Origin of the sequence: Ensifer sp. NM-2 (genome assembly GCF_003024455.1) — a bacterium.
Taxonomy (GTDB): Bacteria; Pseudomonadota; Alphaproteobacteria; order Rhizobiales; family Rhizobiaceae; genus Ensifer; species Ensifer canadensis.
The window spans coordinates 122213-145591 of the sequence record NZ_PVZR01000009.1 but is presented as its reverse complement, the minus strand read 5'-3'; the positions used below and the strand labels follow the sequence as shown (position 1 = coordinate 145591).

The 23379-nt window shown below is 62.7% G+C and carries 19 protein-coding genes; 8 read left to right on the top strand and 11 right to left on the bottom strand.

Annotation, left to right across the window (positions count from 1 at the left end; all coding sequences use genetic code 11):
• Positions 1 to 197: 197 nt before the first annotated feature.
• Positions 198 to 3236: an excinuclease ABC subunit UvrB gene (gene uvrB, locus C6558_RS19240; RefSeq protein WP_084814294.1), complete on the bottom strand. Its 3039-nt coding sequence runs from the start codon at positions 3234 to 3236 to the stop codon at positions 198 to 200.
• Between the two features lie 646 nt (positions 3237 to 3882).
• Here uvrB and C6558_RS19235 point away from each other — a divergent pair.
• Positions 3883 to 4950 carry a FecR domain-containing protein gene (locus tag C6558_RS19235; RefSeq protein ID WP_025427303.1) on the top strand — a complete coding sequence of 356 codons (1068 nt, stop codon included), beginning with the start codon at positions 3883 to 3885 and terminating at the stop codon, positions 4948 to 4950.
• 72 nt (positions 4951 to 5022) lie between these two features.
• On the opposite strand, the gene C6558_RS19230 is transcribed toward C6558_RS19235, so the two are convergent.
• The gene (locus C6558_RS19230; protein ID WP_025427302.1) at positions 5023 to 7194 is read right to left on the bottom strand and encodes a CHASE2 domain-containing protein; all 2172 of its coding nucleotides are present in this window, start codon (positions 7192 to 7194) and stop codon (positions 5023 to 5025) included.
• A gap of 6 nt (positions 7195 to 7200) precedes the next feature.
• Positions 7201 to 8955 (bottom strand): adenylate/guanylate cyclase domain-containing protein, encoded by a 1755-nt coding sequence (locus C6558_RS19225; protein WP_025427301.1) that lies wholly within the window; start codon positions 8953 to 8955, stop codon positions 7201 to 7203.
• A gap of 305 nt (positions 8956 to 9260) precedes the next feature.
• Here C6558_RS19225 and C6558_RS19220 point away from each other — a divergent pair, with 305 nt between their 5' ends.
• Positions 9261 to 9923, top strand: coding sequence for an Asp/Glu racemase (locus C6558_RS19220; RefSeq protein ID WP_057208711.1), 663 nt, complete (start codon positions 9261 to 9263; stop codon positions 9921 to 9923).
• A 199-nt stretch (positions 9924 to 10122) separates the two neighbouring features.
• Here C6558_RS19220 and C6558_RS19215 read toward each other — a convergent pair whose 3' ends face one another.
• Complete coding sequence (locus C6558_RS19215; protein ID WP_025427298.1) at positions 10123 to 10344, bottom strand: hypothetical protein; 222 nt, start codon at positions 10342 to 10344, stop codon at positions 10123 to 10125.
• A 97-nt stretch (positions 10345 to 10441) separates the two neighbouring features.
• Here C6558_RS19215 and C6558_RS19210 point away from each other — a divergent pair, with 97 nt between their 5' ends.
• A complete protein-coding gene (locus C6558_RS19210) occupies positions 10442 to 10999 on the top strand; it encodes a GNAT family N-acetyltransferase (protein ID WP_025427297.1) in 558 nt (185 codons plus the stop codon).
• A 22-nt stretch (positions 11000 to 11021) separates the two neighbouring features.
• On the opposite strand, the gene C6558_RS19205 is transcribed toward C6558_RS19210, so the two are convergent.
• A complete protein-coding gene (locus C6558_RS19205) occupies positions 11022 to 11465 on the bottom strand; it encodes a TIGR02594 family protein (protein ID WP_025427296.1) in 444 nt (147 codons plus the stop codon).
• An 804-nt stretch (positions 11466 to 12269) separates the two neighbouring features.
• Between C6558_RS19205 and C6558_RS19195 the strand changes: the two genes are divergently transcribed.
• Complete coding sequence (locus C6558_RS19195; RefSeq protein ID WP_025427294.1) at positions 12270 to 12623, top strand: DMT family protein; 354 nt, start codon at positions 12270 to 12272, stop codon at positions 12621 to 12623.
• A 61-nt stretch (positions 12624 to 12684) separates the two neighbouring features.
• Here C6558_RS19195 and C6558_RS19190 read toward each other — a convergent pair whose 3' ends face one another.
• From C6558_RS19190 to C6558_RS19165, 6 genes are all read right to left on the bottom strand, one after another.
• Positions 12685 to 13329 carry an RDD family protein gene (locus tag C6558_RS19190; RefSeq protein WP_158071673.1) on the bottom strand — a complete coding sequence of 215 codons (645 nt, stop codon included), beginning with the start codon at positions 13327 to 13329 and terminating at the stop codon, positions 12685 to 12687.
• A 402-nt stretch (positions 13330 to 13731) separates the two neighbouring features.
• Positions 13732 to 14556, bottom strand: a complete 825-nt coding sequence (locus tag C6558_RS19185; protein WP_025427292.1) for an ATP-binding cassette domain-containing protein — start codon at positions 14554 to 14556, stop codon at positions 13732 to 13734.
• Positions 14557 to 14607: 51 nt separating this feature from the next.
• Positions 14608 to 15390 carry an ABC transporter permease subunit gene (locus C6558_RS19180; protein WP_051509170.1) on the bottom strand — a complete coding sequence of 261 codons (783 nt, stop codon included), beginning with the start codon at positions 15388 to 15390 and terminating at the stop codon, positions 14608 to 14610.
• 101 nt (positions 15391 to 15491) lie between these two features.
• Positions 15492 to 16445 carry an aliphatic sulfonate ABC transporter substrate-binding protein gene (locus C6558_RS19175; RefSeq protein ID WP_025427290.1) on the bottom strand — a complete coding sequence of 318 codons (954 nt, stop codon included), beginning with the start codon at positions 16443 to 16445 and terminating at the stop codon, positions 15492 to 15494.
• 190 nt (positions 16446 to 16635) lie between these two features.
• Positions 16636 to 17226, bottom strand: coding sequence for a hypothetical protein (locus tag C6558_RS19170; protein WP_025427289.1), 591 nt, complete (start codon positions 17224 to 17226; stop codon positions 16636 to 16638).
• An 11-nt stretch (positions 17227 to 17237) separates the two neighbouring features.
• Entirely contained in the window at positions 17238 to 17624 is a 387-nt protein-coding gene (locus tag C6558_RS19165) for an acyl-CoA thioesterase (protein WP_025427288.1), read from the bottom strand.
• Between the two features lie 213 nt (positions 17625 to 17837).
• Between C6558_RS19165 and C6558_RS19160 the strand changes: the two genes are divergently transcribed.
• The 4 genes from C6558_RS19160 (at position 17838) to C6558_RS19145 (ending at position 23311) form a co-directional block, all read left to right on the top strand.
• Entirely contained in the window at positions 17838 to 19652 is a 1815-nt protein-coding gene (locus C6558_RS19160) for a methyl-accepting chemotaxis protein (RefSeq protein ID WP_057214291.1), read from the top strand.
• 286 nt (positions 19653 to 19938) lie between these two features.
• The gene (locus C6558_RS19155; RefSeq protein ID WP_025427286.1) at positions 19939 to 20490 is read left to right on the top strand and encodes a Kazal-type serine protease inhibitor domain-containing protein; all 552 of its coding nucleotides are present in this window, start codon (positions 19939 to 19941) and stop codon (positions 20488 to 20490) included.
• A 500-nt stretch (positions 20491 to 20990) separates the two neighbouring features.
• Entirely contained in the window at positions 20991 to 22244 is a 1254-nt protein-coding gene (locus C6558_RS19150) for an extensin family protein (RefSeq protein ID WP_025427285.1), read from the top strand.
• A gap of 245 nt (positions 22245 to 22489) precedes the next feature.
• On the top strand, positions 22490 to 23311 hold the full coding sequence (locus C6558_RS19145; RefSeq protein ID WP_025427284.1) for a sulfite exporter TauE/SafE family protein: 822 nt from the start codon (positions 22490 to 22492) through the stop codon (positions 23309 to 23311).
• Positions 23312 to 23379 lie beyond the last annotated feature (68 nt).

Genomic DNA, 23379 nt, shown 5'->3' with positions numbered 1-23379 from the left:
ACGTCGACAAGATACTCATAGAAGTGGATCCCAAGCTTGACGCCAGCGATAGGCTTTGCAACCCGCGCCGCCCTCACATTGAATGGCGCTGCGCCTTGAGAAAGGTCCTATCCTTGGCGCGTCTGGTTCGCGCATACTGGGCGTGGTGTGATGAGAGCTGCGCCGGGATAACGCAAACTTGTTCGCCGTTGCCGACGCTACTTCCCCGGCCGCCCCGTCTTGCCCTTCGTCCGCCCCTTCTGACGCTTTTCGTCGACGGGGTCTTCATAGGAACCGACGCCCGGTTTGGCGCGGATGAGCGGCTTGTCCGGCACCTTGCCGATGACGGGTTTTTCGGTGCGGCCGACAGTCATTTCGTCGAGGCTGTTCTTGCGGAAGAGCGATTGGCTCTCGGCATCCTTGCGGCCGGCCGGCGTTGCCACGTCGCGGCCCATTTCGTCGAGTTCGGGCTTGCGAAACAGCGGGCGTTCGGTGTCGGTGCCCGGACCCATGTCGTCGAGCGACGGTTTCTGGAACAGGGAATTGTCGTCCGCGATGGTGGTGGGTCCTCGGCTCAAGGCTGAGGATGACGGCGAGGGGGAGGCCTTACCGCTATTTGGTGCCGTTGCCTTTTTCCGCCCCGTTCCACCTTCGATCGCCTTGGCTTCTTCCCGTGCCATCGGGTCGTCCATGGCGGCGAGTTCGGCGGCTTTGAGGCGCTTGATCTCGTCGCGCAGGCGGGCGGCCTTTTCGAAGTCGAGGTCGGCGGCGGCGTCGCGCATCTGCTTTTCCAGCGCGTTGAGGTGCGCCTGGAGGTTGTTGCCGACGAGGTGGCCGCCATCGGCAAAGCCCTTGCCGGCGACGCCGGAGATGTCGGCGCGCACGTGGTCCTTCTCGTAGACCGAGTCGAGGATGTCGGAGATCTTTGCCTTTACTGATTCCGGCGTGATGCCGTTGGCCTCGTTAAAGGCCATCTGCTTTTCGCGGCGGCGGCTGGTTTCGTCCATGGCGCGCTGCATCGACCCGGTGATCTGGTCGGCATAGAGGATGACCTTGCCGTCGACGTTACGCGCGGCACGGCCGATGGTCTGCACCAGCGACGTCTCCGAGCGCAAAAAGCCTTCCTTGTCGGCGTCGAGGATGGCGACGAAGCCGCATTCGGGAATGTCGAGGCCTTCGCGCAGGAGGTTGATGCCGACGAGCACGTCGAAAGCACCCAAACGAAGATCGCGGATGATCTCGATGCGCTCCAGCGTGTCGATGTCGGAGTGCATGTAGCGGACGCGAATGCCCTGTTCGTGCAGGTATTCGGTCAGGTCCTCGGCCATGCGCTTGGTCAGCACCGTCACCAGCGTGCGGTAGCCGGCAGCGGCCGTCTCGCGGATTTCGCCCAGCACGTCGTCGACCTGGGTTTTCGCCGAGCGCACTTCCACCGGCGGATCGATCAGGCCGGTCGGGCGGATGACCTGTTCGGCAAAGACACCGCCGGACTGCTCCATTTCCCAGCTGCCGGGCGTGGCCGAAACCGCGACGGTGTCGGGGCGCATGGCGTCCCATTCCTCGAAGCGCAGCGGACGGTTGTCCATGCACGAGGGCAGGCGGAAGCCGTATTCGGCCAGCGTCGCCTTTCGGCGGAAGTCGCCGCGATACATGCCACCGATCTGGCTGACGGAGACGTGGCTCTCGTCGATGAACAGCAGCGCGTTGTCGGGGATGTATTCGAACAGCGTCGGCGGCGGCTCGCCGGGATTGCGGCCGGTGAGGTATCGCGAATAGTTCTCGATGCCGGCGCAGGAGCCGGTGGCCTCCAGCATTTCGATGTCGTAGCGGGTGCGCTGCTCCAGCCGCTGGGCTTCGAGGAGGCGGCCGCCCTTTTCCAACTCGGCCAGCCGGTGCTTCAGCTCTTCCTTGATCGCCTTGATGGCGCCGTTCAGCGTCGGGCGCGGGGTGACGTAGTGCGAGTTGGCGTAGATTTTTACCGATTTCAGGTCGCCGGTCTTCTGGCCGGTCAGCGGATCGAACTCGGTGATGGCGTCGATCTCGTCGCCGAACATGGAGATGCGCCAGGCGGCATCTTCCAAGTGGGCCGGAAAGATTTCGATGGTATCACCGCGCACGCGAAACGAGCCGCGCTGGAAATCCATGTCGCGGCGCTTGTATTGCTGCGCCACCAGGTCGGCCAGCAGCTGCCGCTGGTCGAGCGTGTCACCGACGCTCATCTGGAAGGTCATGGCGGTATAGGTCTCGACCGAGCCGATACCGTAGATGCACGAGACCGAGGCGACGATGATGCAGTCGTCGCGCTCCAGCAGCGAGCGGGTGGCCGAGTGGCGCATGCGGTCGATCTGCTCGTTGATCGAGGATTCCTTCTCGATGAAGGTGTCCGAGCGCGGCACGTAGGCTTCCGGCTGGTAGTAGTCGTAATAGGAGACGAAGTACTCGACCGCGTTGTCGGGGAAGAAGTTCTTGAACTCGGAATAGAGCTGGGCGGCCAAGGTCTTGTTGGGCGCGAGGATGACGGCGGGGCGCTGGGTCGCCTCGATCACCTTGGCCATGGTGAAGGTCTTGCCCGAGCCGGTGACGCCGAGCAGCACCTGGCTGCGCTCGCCGGAGGCAAGGCCCTCGACGAGATCGGCGATCGCCGTCGGCTGATCGCCGGCGGGCTCGTAGTCGGAGACCATGCGGATCTCGATGCCGCCTTCGGATTTCGGCGGCCGGGCAGGGCGGTGCGGCGTCCAGAGCTTGCCGTCCTTGAACAGCGGATTGCCGCTCTCGATCAGCGCCGACAGCGCCTCCACGGTGGCGGTGACGCCGGAAGTGGACAGCTTGTCGGCATCCTCAAGCGACACGTCGAGGCCGGCGACCGGATTGAGGCCCGCCGCGGCGCGCGTCTTCGGGTCGGTCGTGCCGCCCATGGACGTCCCGCGGGACGTCCTTCCGCTCACGCTGTCGGCGCCTTGCGCCTTCGCTCCGCGTGGGCCTCGCATTGGCTCGGACGCCCCTTCGGGCTTGCGGCCTGCGGCCGATTTCGCGGCGATCTCCACCTTCTTGCGGTGCTTGCCGGCCTTGGAGGCGACCTCGCGCTGGCTCTCGAAGGCGGAAGCCTCGGCATCGGCCTCGAGCTGTTTCACCCAATCGGAGACGTTGCCGGATAGCGGCGTTCCCGACAGCGGCGCCTGCGGGGCTTCCTCGAAGCCGCCGGGCACTGTGGTTTTCCTGGGGGGATTTTTTGCAGACGTCTTCGGATCCTGGGCCATGGCGGGAATATGGACAGAGTCATAACGAAAATAAAGGGGGAATGAGTACAAAAGGGAAACGAAATGCATGGATTCTTCCGGGTGTTTACCGGTCCTGGGGCGACGGTTTGCCCATGTCGGTGGCCGAGCTTGCCCGCCAACGGGGAGAGGTAGTCTGCGGGCGCATGTGCGACCCCCGATCTAGCAAGATCAACTGGAGCTTGCAGTCGTTCCAACTGCTGCATCTTGCCGTCATCGGTTCCGGCTCAAGAAAACAGCCGGCAATGACGCCAGTCGCAGCTGAAAGCGCGACGCTTGCATCGTGTGCATCTTGGCTTCCCTATGGCCCGGCGGAAGCAGACTACCAGCCCGTTCGCCTTGGCCAGGCAATGCCCACCGTTTCCTCGTCTTCCTGTCGGCTCACGGCAGCTTTCGACGGGTGACTTCCGGTGTGTCGGTGCATTGAGTTGTCTATCTGGCGTTGTATTTGCGCCTGCCGTTCGTGAGGCAACATGCCCGGCGCATCTGGCGTTTTGGACGTATTGTTTTCGCGCCGGCAACGGGGAGGGGTTAGCTTTTGCTAGTTCTGGTTGCCGCCGGTTACCTCGAATGGGCGAGCAGACATCCGGCCATGCCGCGTGGTAAAAAGAGTGGTTTGGAGGGGCTCATGTCGCGTTTGCGCAGTGCCGCACTCATCGCTGTTAGTGCCACGCTTTTTTGTCCAGTGCCGAGCTTTACTGCCGAGCCCATTGGCCAGGCAGTCTCGATCAGGACGGAAGTCTCCGGCAAGAGTGGTCCGTTGGCGGTCAGGGACCCGGTCTACCGGGATGAACGGATCCGGACGTCAAAGTCCGGCCTTGGACAATTCGTCTTTCAGGACGGGACCAAGCTGGCTGTCGGCTGGGGATCATCCGTGGTCATCGATCAGTTCGTCTATGACGGCAGCAAGTCGGTGAAGAAACTGACGATCATGGCCGCCAAGGGAACCTTTCGCTGGGTCAGCGGCAAATCCAAACATTCGGCTTACGAAATCGTCACGCCGGCCGGCACCATCGGCGTGCGCGGCACGGCGTTCGATTTTTATGTCGGCAGCGATGGAACGACCGCGATGGTGCTGCTCAGCGGCGCGGCGAGCTTCTGCGGCGCCGGCGGATGTCGCCAGCTGACGCAGCGCTGCGACTGTGTGGTGGCAAAGCCCGGCGGCGCCGTCAGCCAGGCCAGCCGTGTCAACCGCCGTACGCTGCAAGCACTCGGCAACGCCCAGGCCTTGCCGTTCTTGTCTGGCGGCCAGCGGCTTTCCGGCGCCATGGGTTGGGCCGGAGGCGGCTGCGGGCTACGGGCTGCAATCCAGCGCGAGAGTTCTCCGGCGCAGCAACCGGATCCGGTCGTCCGCGAAGAGCCTAAGCCGGAAACGCCGCGACCACAAAAGCAGCTTCGCGAACAGGGCCATGACAAGCATGATCGAGGTGTGAAGCACGATCGAGGTGAGAAGCATGATCGCGGTGGCGAGAAGCACGACCAGGGCCGCGACAAGCAGGATCAAGGCGGCGACAATCAGGATCAGGGCGGCGACAACAACGACACCGGACCTGGCAGCACGGAACAGAGCAGCGGCAATCAGACCAACGGCACTCAGAGCAGCGCCGGCCAGAACGTCGGCGCCCAGAGTGGCGGCAACAGCCAGGATGGCGGCAAACGCGGCGGTGGCGACCGTGGTCGCAACACCGGTGAGTAGCAGGAGACCGCGCAATAGGTGCCCCACCGGGCTGCCAAACGCGTCCTTGATGGTGACAATGACGATTGATCGCTACTCGGCGATTCGGCTTTCCTGCTCGGCGGGAACATCGATGAAATGCTCCGCCCGGCGAGTGATCCTGCCGTAGAAGGTCACCAGACCCGGCGTGATCGCCGCCGCCTTGAGCTTGGCGGCATTGGCCAGGCTGCGGCTGGTCGAGGCGCGTGCACGCAGGTTTTCGATCAGCCTCGAATGTAGTCTGTGCAACTCACCGAAGTCGAGCGAAGAGGCGACGCCTTCGTCGCCGGCGACGGCAAAGAGCCGGGTTCGCGTCGTCTTTCCCTTCAGCCCCAGGGCGCCTGCTTCCAGCAGCGCGCAACCGGGCAGCGCCTGCGCCGTCGCTTCCGATACGAGAATGTCGAAGCTCACCTCCTTGCACGCCGCCTCGATGCGGGCGGCGATGTTGACCGTGTCGCCAACAGCCGAATAGTTGAAGCGCGTCTCGGCGCCCATGTTGCCGACACAGGCGATCCCCGTATGGATACCGATGCCGATACCGACCGCCTGCGTCGCGCCGAAACCGAAGGCGTCGTCGGCATTGAGCCGCGCCAAGGTCTCACGCATGCCGAGCGCTGCCCGCAGCGCCTTTCGCGGATGGTTGGCGACATCGACCGGTGCGTTCCAGAAGGCCATGATCGAATCGCCGATGAACTTGTCGAGCGTGCCCTCATTGGCAATGACGTGCCGGCTCAGCGCATCGAGCAGGGTGTTGAGAAAGGTAACGACATCGGTCGGCGCCATGCGCTCGCTGATCTCGGTGAAGCTGCGCACGTCGACGAACATGACCGTCAGTTCTCGATCGTCGCCGCCGAGCCGAAGGGCGTTGCGATTGTGTTCGATCCGATAGAGCAACGACGGTGAGAGATAGCGGCCGAAGGCCTGGCGAACCTCGCGGCGCTCGCGGTCGGTGACGAGGAAGCGGAACGCCGTGGCCGAAAAATGGGTGATGGACGCCGCAAGGATCGGCGCCAGCGGATCGAAGAGCAGGCCGGCATAGGCGAACGCGACCCATGAGGCGACGAGCGCCAGCGCCGTGATCGCCATGCCGCAGGCAAGCGCCATGACGGGACTGACGAAAGTCGTCAACAGCACGAGCAGGCAGCCGGCAATCGCAATCGCCAGGATTTCCAGGCCATTGGCCCAGTCCGGGCGAGAGAGATAGTGGCCGGAGAGGATCTGCTCGACGATCTGGGCATGCAGCGAGACGCCGGGAACGTTCTGGCCGAGCGCCGTCGTGCGAACGTCCTGCAGGCCGGCGGCGGAGGTGCCGATGAACACGATGCTGCCTTCGATTGCCGCGCTGACGTCGGGAGACATGTCTCCATCCTCGAGAATGCGCCGTGCGGAGACATAGCGCTCGGTTGTATCGGGACTGACGTAGAGCCAGAGTTCGCCGGCGGCGGTCAAGGGCACGACGAAATCGCCGATCTTGGCAGCCGTCATCGTATCGGGCAGGTCGGGCGCGCCGGCGATGACATAGGTCGATGCGCCTTGCGCCACACGCAGCGCCTCCATTGCGAGACTAGGGTAGAGTTGCTGGCCGTCGCTCAGGAACAGGGGCACCGCTCGCACGACGGCCGAGGAGTCGCTGGGGTTGAGGCTGATATGGCCAAGACCGGCGGCATTGCTCTCCAGTTGCGGTCGCAGCGGCGTGGCCGACAGAATGCGCGGCGGTGCGCCGATCGGACTTTCGCCGGTGAAGGCGAAGCCCGCCTTGACCGGCGGCAGGTAGCTTCCTTCGTTGGTCAACCCGAAGCCGAGGACGACGGGCTTTTCCGCGATCGACTGTGCAAAGACCTCGTCATTGTCGGGCAGGCGCTCAAGCAGCGTGGGATCGATCTCCGGCACGTCGCGCAATACGTTGCGTGGCGACAGCCGATCCGGCTCGGCAAACAGGATGTCGAAGGCGATCGCCGACGCCCCCATCTCCGCCAGCCTGTCCGTCAGCTTCGCCAGCCGGTCTCGCGGCCAGGGCCATTGCCCGAAGGCGCGCAGCGAGGCTTCGTCGATATCGACGACCTTGACCGGCATCGGCTCGTAGGCGCGCGGGGACAGCCGCTGATATTCGTCGAAGGTGACGTCGCGCGCCTGTTTCAGAAGCTGCGGATCGCTGGCGCGCAGCAATGTCAGGACTACCACGACGGCCAGACCGATCACGACGCCGAGCTGTTGCGCACGTGTCATGGCGCCTCACGGTATAGCGGGCAGGCCCGCCTTGCGCAGCCCGTCGGTGAAATGCGCGTAGTCGGCGGGATCGACATAGGCGGTGAGGATCTGCCAGTAGCGCTTGAGATCAGAGGGGGCGTTGGCGATCGCCTCGTCGATAAGCTTGCAGGTATCCTCCGTGCGCCCGAGCTGGCCGAGGCAGGCGAGCACAACGACCAGATTGAAATAGGTGCGCCGCAACAGCAGTCCGCGCTCGGCATGGTGCTGCGCCTCCTCGTAATTGCCGAGATGATAGTGGGCAAGCGCGAGCCGGTTAAGGAAGAGATAGGTCAGCGGATCGTGCGGGCTCAGACGCAAGGCCTTGTGCAGTGGATCGAGCGCTTCGGCGAAGCGGCCGATGAAAATGCGGGCCCAGCCGAGTGCCATATAGGCCAATGCGAGATTGGGGTTGAGATCGATCGCCTGCTGCGCTTCGGCAACGGCCGCATGCGGACGATGGGCTGCGAAATTGGCAAGGCACATGACGTAGTGCGAATAGGGATCCCGATCTTCGAGCGCGATGGCGCGCTCGGCTGCGGCGAGCAGTTCAGTCCTGTCGCGGTCGATATCGTCGCTGAAGCCGAAGAAACATCTGGCGTAGAGCGAACGCGCCAGCATCATATGGGCGCGGCCGAAATCCGGATCGAGCGCGATGGCACGACGATGCCAGTCGATCGCCTCGGAGAAATGCGCGGCCGTGTCCTGGGCGTTGTGCAGCAGCGTGCCGCGCATATGGCATTCGTAGGCGTCGAGGTTCTCGGTGCCGCGCAACAGCGCTCGCCGATTTTCGCCGATCAGAATTTCCGGCTCGATGGCGGCGACGACGTGCTGGGTGAGTTCGTCCTGGATGGCGAAGATGTCCGCCACTTCGCGATCGAAGCGCTGCGCCCAGAGATGCACGCCGGTCTCGGCCTCGATCAATTGCCCGGTGACACGCACGCGGCTTCCTGATCGGCGCACGCTGCCCTCGACGATGTAGCGCACGCCGAGATCGCGGCCGATCTGCTTCGCGTCCGCTGCGTGCCCCTTGTAGGCGAAGGAGGAGTTCCGCGCGATGACGAAGAACCAGCGACAGAGCGAGAGCCCGGTGATGATGTCCTCGGTCAACCCGTCGGCGAAGTAGTCCTGGCCGGGATCGTCCGACATGTTGAGGAAGGGGAGCACGGCGATCGACGGCTTGTTCGGCAGGCGGAGCGGCATGCCGGGCAGGTCGGGCACCGTCGGGTCTTCGCGCCAGTCGACGCTGTGCACCAGCACCGGCCGCGGCATGTTCTTGAGCGTCTGCTCGCCGAGCTTGACCATGGGGAAGTCGAGCTTGCCCTCGATCTGGTCGTGCAGCGTTCCCGAGATGCAGACGCCGGCCGGTCGCGCCACCTGCTGCAGCCGCGCTGCGACGTTGACGCCGTCGCCCAACAGGTTTGTGCCTTCGACCACGACGTCGCCGAGATTGATGCCGATGCGGAACTCCATGCGTTTCTCCGGCGCCAGATCGGCATTGCGGCGTTGCAGGGCGCGCTGGATAGCAACGGCGGCGCGGACCCCCTGGACGGCGCTGTGGAACTCGGCGACGACGCTGTCACCGGCAGTGCTGAAAATGCGACCGCCATGCTCGGCGACGAGGTCGCCGATCGTGGCGCAATAGGTGCCCAGCGTCGCAAGCGTACCTTCCTCGTCGGTCGCGACGAGGCGACTATAGCCAGCGACATCGGCAGCGAGGATGACTGCGAGCTTCCGTTCCAAAGGGGCAAGCCCCTCCCGCGGCGTACAGCTAGAGGAAATTAAGGGTAACGTAATTTAGCAATATCTAGAAGCGCGAAAAGCGCGGCGATCGTGTGTCGGCATCGATTGCTGCGCCGATTTTGGGGCCATTTGCGGGCCGAAGGCGCTTTCGCCCGTGGATTGCACGTTTGAAGCGATGGAAGGACCTGCGTTGTGTTGGGGGCCTCAATCCCTATTTCCAGCCGGCGACGTAACGTGCGAAGTTTACCGGCAGCGAGTGGCCGACGGCGACCGCAAAGCGCGAATCCAGCGTGAGGGAAAGCATCTTGATCATCGCGTGCCTGCATACCGCCGACAGCAACGTCGCCGTCTTCGAAGCCGCCGCGCGCGAACTCGGCCTTGCCGCGGGCGTGCTTCGCCATGCGGTGCGGCCGGACCTGCTCGAGGCTGCGGAACGGGCAGGCGGGCTCACCGACGATATAGCCGAGGAGACGGCTGCAGCGCTGACGGCGCTTGCAGGCGGCGCCGACGCCGTGCTCCTCACCTGTTCGACGCTCGGGCCGAGTACCGCGATCGTGCGTGAAGCGCCGGTGCCGGTGTTGCGGACTGATGCCGCGCTTGCCGAAAAGGCAGCGTCGATCGGAGAAAAGGTGGTGGCGCTCTGCGCCGTCGAAACGACCGTGGCGCCGACCACTGCGCTTTTTGCCGAGGCCACGAAGCGAAAGGGTGTGGCGCTCGAGGTGCGTCTCGTCGCAGGCGCATGGGGTCTGTTCAAGGCCGGTGACCGCGATGGCTATCTCGCCGCAATCGCCGATGCAGCCGACGCCGCCTATAACGATGGCGCGGCGATTGTCGCTCTCGCTCAAGCCTCCATGGCCGGGGCGGCCGAGCTTGTGCGTCGAGGAACGCGCCCCTTGACGAGCCCGTCTGCGGGGCTGAGCGCCGCGTTGGAACAGATCGCGCAGATGGCCTCGCGGGTTGCGCGATGAGTAGAGTGTTTGATTGTTGATTCAGGTGTTTAGGGCGAAGATTTAAAATTCGGAATCCGGTTGCCGGCGTCACGGATTGCCGTGACGCGGCGGGTCTATGCGGAGAGGATCTTTCGCCCAGCAGCCAATTTTGGAACCGTGCTGTCTTCCTTTCAACCCCGCCGGCTTGATTGCCCCAGACGTCGACCTCCATCGGGCGCTATGCCTCGATGGTCATTCGCGCCATCCAGAGGCGTTCGGCGCCGCCTTTGAAGATGAGGCGAAGCAGCCGCTCGACTGGTTCGTCAACCGGCTGACCATCGCCACGGTCATTGGCGGTTTCGATGCTGCCGGCGGGCTTGTGCGTTATGCGCCTGACGGTTCCGCCGGGGGCGGATCGCGTGTGGTTGGCGAAGATATGGGGATAAGCGTTTGTCTTCATGGAGAAAACTCTAGAAACGTATCGTCGTTATCGCTTACTTGGGCGTTCTATCGAAAGACTGTTTCGACGGACCAAATTCCGTCGATAGGATGCCGCCATGAACGCCCTGATACGACTGACCCGTGAAGACGATGCGCCAGCGCTGCCCGATATCGAGAGATCGTCGGGTGAGGCATTTCGCACCGTGCCCGAGCTTGCCTGGATTGCTGACGACGACGTCCAGTCGGTCGCATCGCATCTGGAATTCGTTCGCTCCGGTCTTTCCTGGGTTGCGGTCGACGATCGCGACCGCCCGCTTGGATTTCTTTGCGCCGAGATCAGCGATGGTGCTCTGCACATCTGGCAGCTCGCGGTGCTGCACGAGCGGCAAGGCCTTGGACTTGGGCGCGCCTTGTTCGCAGCCGCTATCGCGCATGCGCGCGACCGCTCGCTTGGCGAGGTGACGCTGACCACGTTCCGCGAACTCGTCTGGAACGAGCGCTTCTATCGCAAGCTCGGCTTCCTGACGCTCGGCGAAGAAGAGCTCGGCTCGCGGCTGGCCCAGATCCTGGCGAAGGAGGCGACAAACGGCCTACCGGCCGAGCGGCGCTGCGCGATGCGCCTGTCGCTCGACGGTGCGCAGCCGGACATGCGCGACGATAGCCTCGTTCGTTGACCGCAGATCTTTCCGTCGTCGGCTAACGTCTAACTGCGACCACCTGACCGCGGGTGAACTGCGAAACCGTGACGCGACCCGATTGGTTGCCGCCAATCACCTTCGCCGTCGATTTGGACAGGGCGGAGATGATGCCGACGTGATAGCTGCGGCCGGTGCGCACAACGATGATGTCGCCGGGACGGGCATAGGACAGCTTGACCGGCGCGCCGAAACGCAGCCAGGAGCGGGCGATGCCGAAGCTTTGTGGCGGTGTTCGGCCAGCCTTACGGGCTATCAAGCCCATGAAGTGGCCGCACCAGGGGGTGCGGGCCGGATTGATGCCGAGCGCGGTCCGGAGCCGCTTGTTGTTCTTGACCTCGTGCAGGCCGTTATATTGCTGGGCCTGGGCCAACATGCCCGCCGTGGCCACATCCGGTGTCAAAAGCGCGACATAGGCAGCCGCGAGAAACGCCAGGACCTTCATGGTCAGGTCTCCTTGCCAAGTTGTTTGGTGCGTGCATCCCGGATGTGCCTGGCGATCGCCGAACACTGCCCCCGGTTTTCATCTGCATCGATCACTGTTTTCGGGGATATCGGCGGTTCGCGCCTCGTGCGTTGCACCTTGAACGCAGCATCAGCGCGTCGGCGAACCGCGATGAAACGCGGTGCCAACTTCACGGCGATTGCCGTCGGAGTGTGGTATTCCCCTGCCTGTCCCGTCGGACGGTGCGCGGACTTTGCTCACCGTCTGGTGCAAAATTGTGGCAAAGGGCAAAAAATACGAATATTCGTGCGCAATCTAATCCATTTGGGTTAGATATCGCCGTGTTTTCTGGGTTTGGTGCGTTATTTTTGTGTTCTGCCTGGCCCCTGGCGCAGGCACCGCGATCCATTGATCGCATCTTCGGGCCCTAATTAAGGCAGCAATGTCAATTGTAGCCGAATGCGGCAGAACGGGCAAAGCCATGGAAAGGAACAGGAATCGACGCGGGCGGCCGCAAAGGTCGGGCGACCGCGCACCAAGGCGCCGGAGGTCGGGCGGCAGAAGTTGATGGATGCCGGCGCGTCGCTGTTCCTCGAACGCATAACTCCATGCGACGACGATCAGCGGCATAGCTGCGCCGACCGGCGCAAATTAACGTCTTTACAGCAGTTTACCGGGATTTTGTCAACGACAAATTCAGGTCTCGTGCGCTGCCGATCGCGCGTCTCAGATGATGTTTGCGCTTGTCATAGCGCGAGCGGCAAGATCATCCTGCCGGAACGATTCGCGCCTTCGAGGATCCTCATGTCGTTCTCCATCAATCCGGCCTATCTCTGGCCGATCCTGCTGCTCCTGATCTCCAACGTCTTCATGACATTCGCCTGGTATGGGCACCTGAAATACACGTCGTCGCCGCTGTACATGGCGATCGTCGCCAGTTGGGGCATTGCCTTCTTCGAATATTGTCTGGCCGTGCCGGCAAATCGTATCGGCCACGAGGTCTACTCCGCGGCACAGTTGAAGACGATGCAGGAGGTAATCACGCTCTTGGTGTTCGCGGCGTTCTCGGTCTTCTGGCTGAAGGAATCGATCGGCTGGAACCATCTCGTCGGCTTCTCCCTGATCGCCATCGGTGCCTCGTTCATCTTCAAGGGGTGAGCGGGTCAGCCTACTGCATAATTCCTTAAATCGAATCTGCTTTAGCGGTAAAATTATGCAGCTAGTTCAAAGCGTTACAGCGTTCTTGGCGCGTCCTGTTTGACGCGCGGCGCTGTAATGGCGTCATCTGTCCGTCAGGACGCTGTCGCTGCAGGTGAACCCGCCGTTCGCTGAACGGTTCGCCTGACGCGACATGGGAGCCAGTCAGACGATCGTAGATTGTCTGGCCGCGCCAGCGCATGAAGGGAAAAACCCACCAGATCAGAGCGAAAAGCGTGAAGACCAGAAAGCTGGCCAACAGGATGACCTGGGCGGGAGCGCCGAAAACAGTCACGGTTTCGACTGCATCCATCAGAATGTCGCCGGTGCCAAAGATCGCTAACGCCGACAGGAGCATCATCGGCGCACCGAATACAGTGAGCAGTATTGACGGCAGCATCCGTAACGTCTCTCGCTTGGCGGCCGAGGCAAACGGCAGCGGTTCGCCGTTGCCCTGAACCACGCGCAAGGCGAGCAGCCGTTTGCCGGGCGTGGTGCCGAAGCGTGCTATGAAGCCGGCACTGCACAAGCAGAAGAAAACCAGCGGCGCGAGTTGGTCCAGAACGCCGCGTCCGACCTGCATGGATTCAAATTCAATCGGCTTGCCGGTCTCGTCGATCGCAAGACTGATCGAGCGTTGTGCCGGTTTGTCATCAACATCGATCAATGTTGAAACGAACGCCCTGCCTTCGGGCACTCCCCATATGGACGTCATGCAGATCTGGTTCTCACGCGTCTGTCCTGTGGCGAGCGGCCATTCGCGGTCGATTCTATCTGCAAGCGCGCTCTGCCCGGCAGGTTCGCATTGGGTTGTCGCGGAAACGAAGAAGCGTGGCGCTCAGGGAAGAACGAACGCAAGGGTGACCGCAATAACGATTGCGACGACGTAAAAGAGCAGAGTGTCAATCACAAAGGCTGCGAAGCGGCGCCAGAAGAAACGCGGAGGAACGGTATCGGCGGTCGCTGAGTTCATGTTCCAACCTACTATGCGGGCAATGATTGCATTGCTTCCACGGAGGGTTGTGTTCGTCAATGGGCATCGTCCCAAACAGCGATCGAAAGCGGCACCTTATCCCCGGCCGAACAATCGATCCAGGATTTGCCCTTCGAGCCGGGCGGTTTCGGGGCTGCCATGTCGGCGCGGGCGGGCGAGCGGGATCGACAGGTCGAGCGCAATGCGGCCTTCATCGATGACGACGACGCGGTCGGCAAGCGCCACGGCCTCGGCCACATCGTGGGTGACAAGTACGGCGGTAAAGTTCTGTTGTTGCCAGATGCGCTCCAGGAGCTGCTGCATCTCGATGCGCGTCAGGGCGTCGAGTGCGCCAAGCGGCTCGTCAAGCGCCAGGATGAAGGGGTGAGCGACCAGCGCCCGGGCCAGCGCCACGCGCTGCTTCTGCCCACCCGACAGCACCGACGGCCATTCCTCAGCGCGGTCGACAAGACCGACGTCTTTAAGGATCTGGAGCGAGAGGTCGCGGGCGACTTCGCCCTTGGCGATGCCGGTGAGGCCGATTTCGACATTGCGGCCGATCCTCGCCCAGGGCAAAAGCCGCGGCTCCTGAAACATGATGCGGCTGCGCCGCTCCGACGCCCTGCCGCCGGCAACGGTCAGGGTGCCACTCGTTGGGCTATCCAGCCCGGCGAGGATGCGCAGCAAGGTGCTCTTGCCGCAGCCGCTCTTGCCGATAACGGCGACGAACTGCCCCTGCGGTACATCGAGATCGATGCCGTCGAGAACGGTCTTGTCACCGAAGCGTTTGGTGATGCCGCGGAGCGAGAAGGCGAGCGGAGCGTTTGTCGAAACTGGTGACGGCGAGGTGGGAGCCAGGCTGGTCGCGGGGGTGTCGCTCGCTTCCTGTTTCTGTTTTGGATGTAGGGCGATGACGGACATCGGGATTGCTCCATTTTTCCTCGGGATCGGGCTCGTCCAGTTCAACGGCAATCAGGCCGGCTGGAAGGCCGGGTGCCATTGCAGCGTCAGTCGCTCGAGCAACCGTGCGAAGCTATCTGCGAGTTTGCCGAGCAGCGCGTAGATCAGGATCGACAGGATGACGACATCGATCAGCAGGAACTCCCGTGCCTGCATCGCCATGTAGCCGAGGCCTGAGGAGGCCGCGATCGTCTCGGCCACAATCAGCGTCAGCCACATGATGCCGAGCGCATAGCGCAGGCCGACGAAGATTGCCGGCAGGGCGCCTGGCAGGATGACGCGGAAGAAGAGTTCGCGCCTCGACATGCCGTAGATCCGGCCCATCTCCACGAGCTGCGGGTCGACTCCCTGGATGCCGAGCAGCGTGTTGACGTAGATCGGGAAGAAGACGCCGAGCGCGACGAGGAACAGCTTGGCCTCTTCGTCGATGCCGAACCACAGGATGACCAGCGGGATCAGTGCCAGATGCGGAATGTTGCGCACCATCTGCAGCGTCGTGTCGGTCAGATCCCGGCTCAAGCGTGACAGGCCGTTGGCAAGTCCGAACGCAAAACCGATCGAACCGCCGATGACAAAACCCGAAAGTGCCCGCAGCGTGCTGATGCCGATGTTTTCGACAAGCTCTCCCGAGGCGAGGAGACGGACGAAGGCGGCAAGCACGGCCGAGGGCGGCGCCATCACGCTCTCGGAAATCAGGCCCGCGCGGGAAGCCGCTTCCCAGGCAAGGATCAGGGCGGCGGGCAGCAGCCAGCCCGCAAGGTTGCGCGCGACGGTGTTCGGTGCGGTTCTCACCATGGCTTAGGTCCTCGTCTGTTCGGGGCCTTCTGTCTTCGCGGCGCCGGCGCCGAAACTTCCGTCTCGACGCCGGCCGGTTCTCGCCTTGGGAGGGAGAGGGATCAGTTGCCCGGCGCCGTCCAGACAGCATCGGAAATGGTGATCTGCTTGGGGATGAGCCCGAGCTTGAAGAAGCGATCGGCGGTCTGCTGCTGGCCGGCGACGATATCGTCGGTGATCGGCCCGATCGAAAAGACGCTGCGGTTCGCCGCGATCGTCTGTGCCTCAAGCGGCACGCCGGTCACCTCATGCAAGGCGGCCGCCACCTTGTCGCGGTTGGCGTCGGCCCAGACGGAGGCCTCCTTCAGCGCTGCAATCGTGGTGGTGACGGCGTCTGCATGGTTGGCAGCGAAGTCGCGGTTGGCGAGGAAATAGGTGTTGACCTTCAAGGTCTCGGCCGACGTCGTCAGAATGCGTGGCTTGTAGCGCGTTTCGGCGATGGCGAAGAATGGATCCCAGACAGCCCAGGCATCGATCTTGTCGCTGGCGAAGGCGGCCGCCGCATCGGCGGGGCTCAGATAAACAGGGGTAACGTCGCCGAAGCCGATGCCTGCCTTCTCCAGAGCAGCGACCACCAGATTGTGGGCGCTGGTGCCCTTGCCGACACCGATCTTCTTGCCCTTGAGATCCGCGAGCGTCTGGATCGGCGAGCCCGGCTTGACGAAGATCGCTTCGCCCTTGCCGTTCGACGGAAGTGCAGCGGCATAGACGATCGCCGAGCCGGCGGCCTGGCCGAAGATCGGCGGTGCGTCGCCGGTCCAGCCGACATCGATGGAACCGACGTTCAACGCTTCGACCAGCGGTGGCCCGGCGGTGAACTCCACCCAGGAAACGGCGATGCCTTTCGGCTCCAGCGCTTTCTCGATAACCTTCTGCTGCTGGGCGACAACAGGCAGGCCGGTCTTTTGGAAGCCGATGCGGAATTCCTTCAGCTCTTCGGCCATGACGCCGAAGGAGGCCAGTACTGCGGCGGTGAAGAGGCCGGTGCCGAAAAGCCGTCTGGTCAGTTTGAACATCTGTCCCGCTCCTGTTTGCTGGCGGGCCTAGGGCGCCGTCCGGTGAACTGGGATCAGTGTAAGAGAAGAATATAAAATTTATGGAGTTTGTTTGTTTTGTTGTCGGCGCATTTTGCGGAACGCTTTTGCGGCAGGAGAGGCAGCTCGGGAATAACGTCATTGTGGTGGTCAAGAACAGCCTTGGCGGTGTTCAATCCAAGAGGTCGAAGGCGCGGTACATCCAGACAAGCTGATAGGTGACGGCGCCGATGAGGAACGCGGCATGGAAACGCCGGTTCGGCGTCCAGGCGGCGATCAGGCAGAGCACAATGTAGGTCACGTTGCGGATCGGGTATTCCAGTCCGTAGGACGTGAAATAGGCCTTGCCCTTGAGCGCGGTGTCGACGAGGTCGACGGCAAAGGCGAGTGCCAGAAACGCAAAGAACCAGCTTCGCCGCGACATGAAGTAATGCTCGTAGTCGCTGTAATCCTCCAGTGTCGTCGGAAACAAGAGCACGCAAAGAAAGAAGAAGACGCAGCAATAGAGGATGAGAAAGAGATAGACGGTGACGTCAAGCACAGGCAGGGCATGGAGGTGGAATTCCCACCACCAGAAGTGCACGAGAAAGACGAACATGAACAGGACCCAGCCGAGGTGGATCCAGTAGACCCCGGTCTTTCCCGGATGCTGCACGAAGAGGGCAAGCCCGCTCAGCAGTCTCGCAAGGCTGAGACTGACGACCATGCCCATGACGACGCGGATATGCGAGAAAATCGCCGGATCAGGTAGGGTCGGATCCATGAACGCTCCTCCTATTCCTCCGGTACCGCCTTCGGCTTGCCATTTTCGTCGAGCGCGACCATGACGAAGATCGCGTCGGTCACCTTTTCCATCAGATGCGAGAGATAGCGCTGCGCCCAGGCCTCGACCTTGAGCGTCATCGATGTGCGTCCGACCTTGACGACATCGGTGTAGATGCAGAGCGTATCGCCGATCTTGATCGGTAGCGCGAAGGCCATTTCCTTCACCGCTGCCGTCACCACGCGGCCACGGGCCCGCTCGGCGGCGCGAATGCCGCAGGAAAGGTCCATCTGCGCCATGACCCAGCCGCCGAAAATATCGCCGGCGGCATTGGCGTCGGCAGGCATTGCGAGCGTGCGCAAGGTCAGTTCGCCGGTCGGTTTGTTGTCTGCGGTCATGCGGCCTGTCTCCCTGTGTCGGGAAAGATGTAGCGCATGGTTGCTTCGTCAGGGAAGAGCGGCGGGCGACAAATCGCGTTAGTCCATGATGGCGAACGCCATTCCTTTCGAAGGTGATAATTCAGAATTGTAAAAATTAGGGATCGTTTGTTAGGGGCTTTGCAAAGCGCGGTCCCTATCCTGCACGCTTCTACTGGAGGCAGGGGACTGGGGATGAAACGATTCAGGATTTCGGTGCGGCTCTACGCGCTCGTCGCGTTCGCACTTTTGACCATGGCGGCGGCGCTGACCTTCGGTCTGCTTCAGGCGCAGGACAAGCTCGTGGGCGAACGCAAGGCGATGCTGTCGGCAATGAACGAGAACGCCATTGCGGTGTTCGACGCCTACCACAAACAGGAAGTGGCCGGCACGCTGTCGCGCGAAGACGCGCAGAAGCGCGCCCTCGAAGCGATCAAGGCGATGCGCTACCAGGGCAGCGGTTACTTCTGGATCAACGACATGCATCCGACGATGATCATGCATCCGATCAAGCCGGAACTGGATGGCAGGGATCTTTCCGCCAACAAGGATCCCAATGGCAAGCACCTCTTTGTCGAATTTGTGAAGACGGTGGAAAAGAGCGGGCAGGGCTTCGTCGACTACTACTGGCCGAAGCCGGGCGCCGACGAGCCTGTGCTGAAGTATTCGCACCTCGCCGGCTTCAGGCCCTGGGGCTGGGTGGTCGGCACCGGCGTCTATTCCGACGACCTCACCGCCATGTTCCGTGAACGCGCGTGGCAGGTGGCCGGCATTCTTCTCGCCGCGGCGCTGGCGATCGTGATGGCGGCGCTGGCGATCGTGCGCAGCGTCGTCAAGCCGGTCGAAAAGCTGAAGGCCTCGATGCGGTCGATTGCCGATGAGGACCTGTCATCCGAAGTGCCGGAAACCGACCGCGGAGACGAGATCGGCCAGATGGCCAAGGTTCTCGTCGTGCTGCGCGACTCGGTGCGCGAGCGACTGGAGCTGCGCTTCCGCGAGGCCGAGCAACAGGACAGGCTGGCGTCCGAGCGGCGCGGCAATGAGCAGCGCCAGCGGGCAACGGCCGACGCACAGGCCGATGCGATGGAGACAGTCGGTGCCGCCCTCGAACTGCTGGCAAGCGGTGACCTGACGGCTGAAATTGGCGATATCGCCCCTGAGTACGGCAAGCTGAGGCAGGACTTCAACACGGCCGTTGCTGCTCTGCGCGATGTCATCGGTTCAATCTCGCATTCGACCGAGATCGTCACCGCCAGCGCTGGAGACATTTCGGAGGCGGCCAACAACCTGTCGCGCCGTACCGAACAGCAGGCGGCGGCACTGGAAGAGACGGCAGCTGCCCTCGACGAGATTACGTCGACGGTGCGTCATTCCTCCGACCGGGCCAACGAAGCGCGCAACATGGTCGATGAGACCAGGGCGAGTGCTGCGAAATCCGGCGGCATCGTGCGCAATGCCATCGACGCCATGGGGCGGATCGAGACCTCATCGAGCCGGATCAGCCAGATCATCGGCGTGATCGACGAGATCGCCTTCCAGACCAACCTTCTGGCGCTGAACGCCGGCGTCGAAGCGGCGCGGGCAGGCGAAGCCGGCCGTGGCTTTGCCGTGGTTGCGCAGGAAGTGCGCGAACTGGCGCAACGTTCTGCCGGTGCCGCCAAGGAGATCAAGGCACTGATCGGAACATCGGTGCGCGAAGTTGGCGCCGGCGTCGAGCTCGTGCGCTCGACCGGCGATGCGCTGACGGAGATCGAAGCGCTGGTCAACCGCGTCAACGAACAGGTCGCCTTGATTGCAACGGCAGCCCGCGAACAGGCGACCGGCCTGGCGGAGGTCAATACCGCCGTCAACAGCATGGACCAGATGACCCAGCAGAACGCCGCCATGGTGGAGGAGACGACGGCAGCAAGCCAGACGCTCGCAGCCGAGAGCCGCGAACTGAAGATGCTGCTGACCAAGTTCCGGTTGCGGGAAACAGCAAGGCAGACCGCTTACGGTCGCGCTGCCTGAGCACGACGCCAGCGTGATCAATGAAGGGCCTGTGTGCGGCAGCACGCGGGCCTTTCTGCATTTCGGACTGTATGCGGCACGCGCCGATCAAGCTGAAATTTGAGTGCGGTGTGAGGCGGGTTCGGCTTGCTCCCGTTCGTTGACGACCGAGCAGTTCAACCATTGGTTTGTCGAAGCGGGAGCGGGCTTGACCAATCCGTGTGCGGAGATAGATACGGCTGAACGGGAGGTGGAATGACGCGGCATGGCGCCGGGTCGCCTGTCTGCCGGTGTTAGAGGGATATTGATGGCGCTTCTCAGACTTCTTTTTACGCGGCCGGGGGCGGCAATTCTGTTGGCATTCGGATTTCTGTCCGCGTGTACCGTCGTGGTTGACGAGCCGAGGCCCGGTCCGGGGCCGATCCGTCCGCCGATGTGCACGATGGAATATGCGCCGGTCTGCGGGGCGCGGGGCAACCGCACGCGTACCTTCTCGAATTCGTGCCAGGCGCGGGCCGACGGCTTCAACGTAATCCACCGCGGCGAGTGCCGCCCGGATTACCGTCCGCCGGAGCCGCAGCCGCAGGCCTGCACGCGTGAATATGCTCCGGTGTGCGGCCAGCGCGGTCGCCAGCAGCAGACGTTCTCGAATGCCTGCATGGCGCGGGCCGATGGCTTCCGGGTGGTTTCGCCAGGCGAATGCCGCCGCGACGACGACCGTCCGCCGCAGGGCCAGTTCTGCACCCGCGAATACGCACCGGTCTGCGGTCAACGCGGCAGCAGAGTTCAGACCTTCCCGAATTCCTGCGAAGCGGGCGGCGCCGGCTTCCGGGTCGTACACCCCGGTGAGTGCCGCTAAGCACGCCTACTGCATGTTTCCTCAAATCGTATTCGATTTAAGGATAAAAACATGCAGCAATTCAAAGTGCTACAGCGACCTTTGCGCGTCTAATAAGACGCGCGGCGCTGTAAGCTGTAAGAACAAAGGCCCGCGTCGAGCAATCTGCGCGGGCCTTTTTGCGTCGGCATGCCATCGGTATCGCTGATGCCGGCGTCGCCGCGGAGAAAATCATGCCGCAGGTTTCATGCGTTACAGCGTCCTTTGCGCGTCAGCGCGGCGCTGTAAGCCCGACACGATTTCGACTGCCGACCTGCTTGATGTTGGGTGTGCCTCGCAAGGCTTCATTTACCGTGTTTGCATAAAATAGGTTCCAAATCGGGCTTTTTCGGCGGCGTGCCCGGTTTGCGACACAGGCGGCCTGCACCGTTTTGATTTCGGGTGGGTGCGCACGTATGGGCTTCTTCGAAAATCGATGCCGATTTTCGGGCGCATACGCTGGATGAAGGCGGCAAATCGGTATGGCGTATGTTTCCTCACTCCATCGTCCGTTGGCGGCGCTCGCGCTGTCGCTCTCTCTTGTCGCCTGCACGACCGATGTATTGACGCCCTCGGCCCGTATCGACGGCGGCGAACGCGTCGGTGCGATCAGGCCCGTTCCTGTCGATGCCGTGCCCGAGCAGGAGGTAGCCGCCTATCCTTCCGGAGAGCCGGTTTCGACTTTCAGCAACAGCGGCGGCACAACAATGCCTGCCTCGACGCATCAGCAGAAACGCCGCGCCTTGCCGATGATCGACAGCGAGGAGGCGGCGCGTTCGGGCGCCCAGCAGGTCAACACTGGTTCGACCGCCATTCCGTCCGAAGGCGTCAACATGGATCAGATGCTTGGCGTGGAGCCGGTGGTCGGGCTGGCGGAGGAGCAGAGCAACGAGATCGCCGAGGGCAATGCCAGCCAGCCTGTCGTCGGTGGTATCGGCGAGGACAATGTCCGCCAACTTGGCAGTCCGCCGCAGACCTTGAACGAGGCGCAGGCGAGCCTTGGCGGCGACCCGGATCTGCCACCGCTGACGGAAGAACAGATTGCAGCCGAAGAGGCTGAGCGTATCCGTGCCTTCGAGCGGCAAAAGGCGATGCAGCGCGCTCAGGAGCCGCAGCAGGTGGCGATGCTGCCGCGCACCCGCAATCCGATGGCGGAGCCGGAATCACAATATACCGGCCAGATGCCTCGCTCTGAAGTCGCCTGCCGCCAGCGGCTGCGCAAGCTCGGCGTCGAGTTCCGCGATATCCCGCGCATCAGCAACGGCCCTTCCTGCGGCATCGACTATCCGATCGAACTCGGCGGTCTGTCGGGCGGCATCGACGTCAAGCCCGCCGTCAAGCTCAACTGCGAAGTGACCGAAGCCTTCGCGAAGTGGGTGAAATACGAGCTGGCGCCATCGTCGCGCTATCGCTACTGGTCCGGCGTCAAGACGATCAAGCCGCTCGGCGGCTACTCCTGCCGCACCATGAACTCGCGCCGGGGCAACCCGATGTCCGAGCATGCGCATGGCAACGCCATCGATGTCGGCAAGTTCGTGCTGAAGAACGGCAAGGAAATCGACGTGCGCAAGAAGGGCTTCTTCGCCTTTCGCGAGAAGGGGCTTTTGAAGGCCGTTCGCACCGACAGCTGCAAATACTTCAATACGGTTCTCGGCCCCGGCAGCGATCCCTTTCACAAGGATCATTTCCACTTCGACCTGCGGACGCGCAAGACCGGTTATCGTCACTGTGATTGAGCATCCGTCAGCATCGCGCCTATCGTGAGCCGGCAAAAAAAGAGGCCGGCGGAGGTGGTGCCGGCCTGTATCCGGAGAAAGGGGGAGGCTCCGGAGATCAAGTGATGCGTGCAAATCACGTGGCGGGCGTGCCGCGTGCCACGCCAAACTGATTGAAAAGCATCACCGTTTTGTGACAGAACTGCCGCGTCGGCGGCAATGTTGCGTTCGTTCGCCGGATTCCCACTATTACGATGGAGCACGCCGTGCCGCCGGTTTCGGAACTGATGATGTTTGCCCTGGCGCTGGCCGCCGCCGGCGTGGTCGCAGGGCTGCTTGCCGGTCTCTTTGGCATTGGCGGCGGAGCGATCCTCGTTCCCGTCTTTTACCAGGTCTTTGGGCTGCTCGGCATCGACGATGCGGTTCGCATGCATCTTTCGGTCGGGACGTCGCTTGCCATCATCGTGCCGACCTCGGTGCGGTCCTTCCTGTCGCACTACAAACGCGGCGTCGTCGACATGGCGCTGTTGCGAAACTGGACCATTGCCGTGCCGCTTGGCGCGATCCTTGCGTCGGTCATCGCGGCTTCTATCAGCAGCGGAACGCTTCGGCTGATCTTTGCGGTGATCGCGCTTGCCGTCGCCTTTCGCATGCTGCTCAACCGCGCGAGCTGGCGGCTTGGATCCGACCTGCCGGCCAATCCGGTGAAATGGCTGGTCGGCGTGGCGATCGGCATCCTCTCGGGGCTGATGGGCATCGGTGGCGGCGTTCTCAACAACACCTTCATGACGCTCTATAACCGCCCGATTCACCAGGCGGTCGCGACGTCTGCGGGCGTCGGTGTGTTGATCTCTATCCCTGGTCTGTTCGGCTACGTCTGGGCCGGGTGGGGCATGCCGGGCCTGCCGCCGTTTTCGACCGGCTTCATCAACTGGATCGCCGTTGGCCTGATCATACCGATCACCCTGCTGGTTGCGCCACTCGGCGTGCGCGCCGCTCACGCCATGAACCGCCGGCAGCTCGAGGTCGGATTCGGCATTTTCATGATTCTGATTGCAGCCCGTTTTTTCTACAGCCTGTACGGTTAAGCCGTTTTTATACCGTAGGTTTTAGCGCTTCCTCATGGTTGATTTCAGGAATCGACCCAACTTTGGCG